The organism is Bradyrhizobium sp., assembly GCF_049586575.1.
Lineage (GTDB): Bacteria > Pseudomonadota > Alphaproteobacteria > Rhizobiales > Xanthobacteraceae > Bradyrhizobium.
Window position 1 is genome coordinate 1 of the sequence record NZ_JBAVCF010000576.1, and the last position, 6,649, is coordinate 6,649.

Sequence of the window (6,649 nt, forward strand, 5' to 3'; positions counted from 1 at the left end):
GTCAAAGCATGCGAGAGGAACGCAGGATCGTCGTCATTCTGCGGCTGCGGAAAGCAATTTCGTGAGAACGGAAAGGAAAGAATAGTAGAACGGCCGTGCACAGAATTTGCACACGCCCCCCTCCTAACTATTTGATTTCAAAACACTCTCTACCCAATCCATCATCGGCGCGACGCTAAATCGATGCGCTGACATATCGACGTTATTTGGTTCACTCATCGCGCGCCGTATAGCCGATTTCTTGGGCTGGAAGAAATCTAAGAGCTGACGGATAAGGCGTTTTCGTTTGATTTCAAACGCTTAACCTGACCTCTTCGTCAGGATTCTGCGATGCTGCGGCGTGTCCGCGCGGCCTTGCCGCACCGCTGGGCTCGCAAGGTTTTGCTGAGCCGACCAGGATCACGGACGACCTCGCCGGGTGTTAGCCAGGCAAGGTGGGCTCTAAGCCGCGCGGATGTTGGCGAGGAAGCGATCGACGTCGCCGCGCAGGGTCGCAGCCTGCTTGCTCAACTGCTCCGCCGAAGCGAGCACACCGTTCGAGGCGGATCCGGTTTTCTCCGCCGCGTGGTTGACGGATGCGATGCTGCTCGAGACCTGGCCGGTTCCGAGCGCCGCTTCCTGCACATTGCGGGCGATCTCCTGGGTTGCCGCCCCCTGCTCCTCGACCGCCGCCGAGATCGCCGATGTAATTTCGTTGATCGAGCCGATCGTACGGCCGATGCCCTCGATGGCTTGCACCGCTTCAGTCGTGGCTCCCTGCATGGCGCCGACCTGCGCCGATATTTCGTCGGTCGCTTTCGCGGTCTGGCTCGCGAGCGATTTGACCTCATTGGCGACGACCGCAAAGCCCCTGCCCGCCTCGCCGGCGCGCGCTGCCTCGATCGTGGCGTTGAGCGCCAGAAGATTGGTCTGACTCGCGATATCGCTTATCAGCTTGACGACGTCGCCGATTTTCTGCGCCGCCGCCGACAGGCCCTGCACCGTGACGTTGGTGCGGTTGGCTTCAGAAACCGCTTGACCTGCGATTTCGGTGGACTGGGTGACTTGGCGACCGATTTCCGACACCGAGGACGACAATTCCTCGGTCGCCGCGGCAACGGTCTGCACGTTGGCCGATGCCTGCTCGGCTACGGCCGCCACCGAAGTCGCCTGCTGGCTGGCTTCGATCGCGGTCGACGACATGCTCTTCGACGTGGCCTGCATCTCCGAGGCGGAGCCCGCAAGACTGTCCAGCGAAGCGAGAACGCCGCGTTCGAATTCATCGGCCATCCGCACCAGAAGAAGTTTCCGTTCGGAGTCCGCCTGCGCCTTCAAGACATCCTGCTCGCCGCGAAGCCGCCCGGCTTCGATCATGTTGTCCTTGAAGACCTTCACCGATTGCGCCATCGCGCCGACCTCGTCGCCACGATCGAGTGCCGGAATGGAAGTCGACGTATCGCCCTCGGCGATCTTGCGCATCGCCATCGTCATCGCCGTGATCGGGTTCACGATGCTGCGGCCGAGCAGGAAGAACAGCCCGCCCGCCACGAGCAGCGAGACGACGACCAGGATGGCCCGGTTGCGCGCTTGTTCCCAGAAGATGGTGGAGACGTCGTCGAGATAGATGCCGGCGCCGACGACCCAGCCGTAAGGCTTGAATTCGACGGAATAAACGAGTTTCGGAATCGGATTGCCACCGGCCGCGCGCGGGAAGCGGAAGGTCATGAACCCTCCACCACCGGGGGCGAGCTCAAGCTGACGCCGTACATAGGGGAAACCGTCGGGGTCGACGGCATCCAGCAGGTTCTTGCCTTCGACCTTGGGGTTCGGGTTCGACACCGCAACGCCCTGGCGGTCGATGGCGTAGACATAGTCGCCCTTGCCGAAGCGCATGTTACGCAGCAGCGCGACGGCCCGCGCCATCGTGTCCGCCTCGGAAAGCCCGGCCTGGTGAGAAGTCTGGTAGTTGTAGTCGAGCGCCTCGTGAGCCAGCGTGACGATGTCCTGAAGCTTGGCGCGGCGATCCTCCATCATATTGCCCCACAACGCCGACAGGCCCACGCCGGCCATCGCGGCGATGCCCAGAACGGAAAGGCCAATCATCATCAAGAGCTTGTAGGAAATTCGGAGGTTGCCGAGCATTGAACACCTGATTGCAGAAAAAGCCGTTGGCGCGGCGTCGAACGGAACGGAACGATCCGATGCAAATCATGGTTAGCCGAAATTAATGAAACAGCTCCTAATGGGGCGATGAATTCCGACAAGCGGCTTGTCGATCCTCGAGGCGCGTGTCACTTCGCTGAAGTCTTCAGGCTCAGGACCGCGCAACCGCCGGCGAACAGCACAACGGCGACAAGGCAAGCGCCCAACGTGAGACTTTTTGTCTGGTCAGAAACATATCCGAACAAAACGGGCGCGATCAGGCTTCCGATCTGACCCGCGCTGCTGATGAACGCAATGCAGCCGGCGGATTCGGCTTCGGACAAAAAGCCGGTCGGAATGGTCCAGAACAAGGCGACCGCCGAGAGATAACCGATCGCCAGCACCGCCAGACATGCGATCGAAAGCGCAGGATCGTCCGAGGCAAAGCCGATGGCGATCGCCGCGCAGCCCGCCGAAAAAACCGCGGCGAAGAAATGCCAGTGCCGCTCAAGCCGGCGATCGGAAGAATAGCACAGCGCAAGCATGCCGACCGCGCCGACCGTGTAAGGCACCGCCGACAACAGCCCGATGTGCAAGAGATTCGTCACGCCTGCTGGCGTCGCTCAGGTTCAAATCGCCCTGGAATTGCGGCTTGGCGAAGCTGACATTGACGCGGTCGATCTAGTTCAGAACATAGCAGACGAAGATAAAGGGGATGATCCGATAGACCACCTTCCGGTAGAGACGATGTTCGTCGCTCCCCGCAATCGCTGAAGCCGGCTGTTGCGGCAAAAGCTTCTCTCCGCCCATTTCGCTAGTGGTCCGATTCTGGAAGCGAATGTCAAATCCACGCCACTAGAGGTCAGCGGCTTCGACAATCGCCGCATAGATCTCGTCGAGATCGGCCTGCGTGACGCAATATGGCGGCATCACATAGATGGTGTTGCCGAGCGGACGCAGCAGCAGGCCCCTGTTGCCGAAGAAGGCGAGAAGCTTGGGGCCAATGCCGGCGAGATAGCCGCCGTCGCGCACATCAAGTTCAAGCGCCGTGATCGTACCGGTCCGGCGGACATTCTTGAATCGATCGTCGGCCCGGAACGGCGTCAGCGCCTTTTCCTGCATCGTAGCGACCGCCGCCACGCGCCCTGCGACAGCCGGGTCATTCCATAGATCGAGGTTAGCCTTGGCGGCCGCGCAGGCGATCGGATTGGCCGTATAGGAGCTCGAATGAAAGAACGTTCGGCTGCGGTCTTGCGAAAAGTGCGCCTCGAAAATCTCCTCCCGGCAGAGCGTCACGGCGAGCGGCAGCGCGCCGCCTGTCAGCCCCTTCGAGTAACAGGCGATATCGGGCGTCACATCCGCTTGCTCGCAGGCGAATAAAGTGCCGGTGCGGCCCCAGCCGGTCATGACTTCATCGGCGATGAACCAGACGCCGAAGGCTTCGCAGATCCGCTTCATCTCCTTGAGCACCCACGCCGGATACATCAGCATCCCGCCGGCACCGAGGATTAATGGCTCGACGATGAACGCGGCCGGCTTGTCGCGGCACACCGCCTCCAACGCATCCAGCGTCTCTCGTTCCTGCCCTTCGGACGGAAACGGCACCGTCGCGACGTCGAACAGGAGTGGACCATAAGCAGCGTTGAAAACGCCGCGCGCACCGACCGACATCGCCCCGATCGTGTCGCCGTGATAAGAGTGCTGCATCACGACGATGCGTGAGCGCGGCTCTCCAATATTGTGCCAGTAACCGAGCGCCATCTTCAGCGCCACTTCGACGCTGGTCGAGCCGCTGTCCGAGAAGAACACGTAGTCGAGACCGCGCGGCGCCAGTTTCAGCATCGCCGACGCGACTTGTTCGGCCGGTTCATGCGTATGGCCGGCGAAGATGATCTGATTGAGCTGCTCCGCCTGTTGTTGAATGGCGCGCACGATCGGCGGATGGCAATGGCCATGCGTCACCACCCACCAGGAGGAGATCGCATCGATGATACGACGGCCGTCGGCGGCGAACAGGTAAGCCCCCTCGCCGCGCTCGATCTTGACCATGTCAGGCTGAAGCGCGTGCTGGGTGAACGGATGCCAGATCGGCGATGTCTTCCTGCGCGTCATGGCCCGAAGGCGCCCGGCTTGAACGATGCGGCGAACGCTTCTCGCAGCATACCTTGCGTGAGCGGCGATAGCCGGGGCAGCCGCCCCAGCCGTTGCACCCGGCCGATGTCGCAAATGACGCGCTCGCTTTCCGGATTGCTGTCGCCGATGAAGGCGATTCCGAGCAATTCGATCTCACGATGGCGCAGCGCGTCGATCGAAAGCAGCGAATGGTTGATGGTGCCGAGCGACGTTCGCGCGCACAGCACAACCGGAACACGCCACCGCGCAAACACATCAATATAGAGAGTGGATGGATTGAGCGGCACCATCAGGCCGCCGGCGCCTTCGATCACCAGCGGCCGGCCGCCGGTGTCGGGTACATCGAGCGCTGCCATATCGATCCCAATGCCATCGATATCAGCCGATTGGTGCGGCGAAACAGGCGTCTTCAAACGGTAGCGCTCAGGCAGAATACGATCGCTGGACAAGCCGCCCAATCGCGCAACGATCTGCGAGTCGGTCTCACCGTCGAGACCGGACTGGATCGGCTTCCAGTAGCAGGCGCCGAGCTGACCGGCGAGACCTGCGGCAAACACGGTCTTGCCGATCTCGGTGTCGGTACCGGTCACCACGATCCGCCGGCTCATCGCGGCTCACCCGCCGTCTCTTCAACGAGCGCATCGAGCATGGCGCGCACCTCGTTCTCGTCGACATTGTTGGTCAGGGAAACGCGCAAGCGCGCGGTGCCTGACGGTACCGTCGGCGGACGGATTCCCCTGATATCGAAGCCGCGCGCCTGCAGTGCGGCCGCCAACGCCATCGCACGCGCATTATCGCCGACGATAAAGGGCAGGATTTGCGAGCCGGACAAGCGCCAACCTTCGCGTGCGCCGATCTCGCGGTGCGCAAAGCCGATCAATCCCGCGAGGCGTTGCTGCCGCGCCGGCTCGTCGCGCAGGATCGATAGCGCCTCTTGCACGGCAACAGCCATCAGTGGAGATGGCGCGGTGGAGAAAATAAACGGGCGGCAGCGATTGACGATGAAATCGCGCAACAGCTTTGTCGTCGTGACCAGCGCGCCGGCCGCGCCCAGCGCCTTGCCGCAGGTGTGAATGGCGACAAGGTTCTCCTGCCCCTCATAAGCCGCAGTGAGTCCACGTCCCCCTGGGCCGAAGACGCCGGTGGCATGGGCCTCGTCCACCATCAGAAAGGCATCGTGGCGATCGGCGACGGCATTGAGAGCATCGAGCGGCGCGAAGTCGCCGTCCATGCTGTAGAGGCTCTCGACCACGATCCAGATCCGGCCCGTGCCTCCTTTCGAACGCCAGGCGCGGATCACGTCTTCCATCGAGTCGGCATCGTTGTGCGCGCTGAAGCGAAACTCGGCGCGGCCGGCGCGCGCGCCTTCGTGGATGCTGGCATGGACGAGCTGATCGAGCACCAAGAGATCGCCCCGCTGCGGCAAAGTCGTCAGCACGGCGAAATTGGCGGTGTAGCCGCTGGCGAAAAAGATCGCGGCTTCCGCGCCGAAAAATCGCGCGGCCTCGGTTTCGAGGCTTTCGTGCTCGGCGCAATTGCCGCGCAATAGCCTCGAACCGCCGGCGCCGATCGGCGTTCCCGCTTCGACCGCAGCGGAAACGGCCTTCCGCATCCGCTGGCAGCCGGCCAGCGCGAGATAATCGTTGGAGGAGAAATCGATGCCGGCGCGCGGCTTCAGGCTGCGCAACCGATTGTCGTTCTTCAGCGCATCAAGAGCCGCAACGTAGCTTGAGGCCTTCACGCCCGCGCCTGGTTGAGACGCGAGGTCATGCCGAGCCGGTCGAGCAGGTCGGCATCGCGCGCGGCCTGCGGATTTTTCGTCGTCAACAGCACGTCGCCGATGAAAATCGAATTGGCGCCGGCCAGGAAACAAAGCGCCTGCAATTCGTCGGTCATGTATTGCCGCCCTGCCGAGAGCCGCACCACGCTCGCCGGCATCACGATACGGGCGACTGCCACCAGCCGCGCCAAGGCGATGGCGTCGGGCCGATCGGCGGTGTCATTGACCGGCACGCCCTTCACCTCGTTCCAGAGATTGATGGGCACGCTTTCGGGATGAGCGGGCAAATTGGCGAGCAGCACCAGCATGCCGAGCCGGTCGTCGACTTCCTCACCCATGCCGATGATGCCACCGCAGCAAACCTTGATTCCGGCTTCTCGCACGTGTGCAAGCGTATCGATGCGATCCTGCAGGGTGCGCGTGGTGATGATGTTTTCGTAAAACTCCGGCGAGGTGTCGACATTGTGGTTGTAGAAGTCGAGCCCGGCGTCGCGCAAACGCGCGGCTTGCGGTGCGGTCAGCATGCCCAGCGTCGCGCAGGTTTCCATGCCGAGCTCCCTGACCGCGCTCACCATGCTGCAGACCTCGTCGAGATCGCGATCCCGGGGATTGCGC

6 protein-coding genes are annotated in these 6,649 nt (G+C 62.4%); all 6 read right to left on the minus strand.

Going from position 1 to position 6,649, the window contains the following annotated elements:
- Nucleotides 1-441 precede the first annotated feature (441 nt).
- Nucleotides 442-2,121 (minus strand): methyl-accepting chemotaxis protein, encoded by a 1,680-nt coding sequence (locus WB528_RS21710; RefSeq protein WP_423890549.1) that lies wholly within the window; start codon nt 2,119-2,121, stop codon nt 442-444.
- A 149-nt stretch (nt 2,122-2,270) separates the two neighbouring features.
- On the minus strand, nt 2,271-2,729 hold the full coding sequence (locus tag WB528_RS21715; RefSeq protein ID WP_423890551.1) for a hypothetical protein: 459 nt from the start codon (nt 2,727-2,729) through the stop codon (nt 2,271-2,273).
- Nucleotides 2,730-2,976: 247 nt separating this feature from the next.
- Entirely contained in the window at nt 2,977-4,233 is a 1,257-nt protein-coding gene (locus tag WB528_RS21720; RefSeq protein ID WP_423890552.1) for an adenosylmethionine--8-amino-7-oxononanoate transaminase, read from the minus strand.
- Nucleotides 4,230-4,862 carry a dethiobiotin synthase gene (bioD, locus tag WB528_RS21725; RefSeq protein ID WP_423890553.1) on the minus strand — a complete coding sequence of 211 codons (633 nt, stop codon included), beginning with the start codon at nt 4,860-4,862 and terminating at the stop codon, nt 4,230-4,232. The genes WB528_RS21720 and bioD overlap by 4 nt, the downstream gene beginning before the upstream one ends.
- A complete protein-coding gene (locus WB528_RS21730; RefSeq protein ID WP_423890555.1) occupies nt 4,859-5,995 on the minus strand; it encodes an 8-amino-7-oxononanoate synthase in 1,137 nt (378 codons plus the stop codon). Before WB528_RS21730 ends, bioD begins: the two co-directional genes overlap by 4 nt.
- Nucleotides 5,992-6,649 (minus strand): biotin synthase BioB (gene bioB / locus WB528_RS21735; protein WP_423890558.1); only part of this gene is annotated, 658 nt, incomplete at its 5' end. The genes bioB and WB528_RS21730, both read right to left, overlap by 4 nt.

Excerpts from the sequence above, each read along its gene's own strand:
- WB528_RS21710 (WP_423890549.1), bottom strand. The coding sequence starts at position 2,121 with ATGCTCGGCAACCTCCGAATTTCCTACAAGCTCTTGATGATGATTGGC.
- WB528_RS21720 (WP_423890552.1), bottom strand. The coding sequence starts at position 4,233 with ATGACGCGCAGGAAGACATCGCCGATCTGGCATCCGTTCACCCAGCAC.
- bioD (WP_423890553.1), bottom strand. The coding sequence starts at position 4,862 with ATGAGCCGGCGGATCGTGGTGACCGGTACCGACACCGAGATCGGCAAG.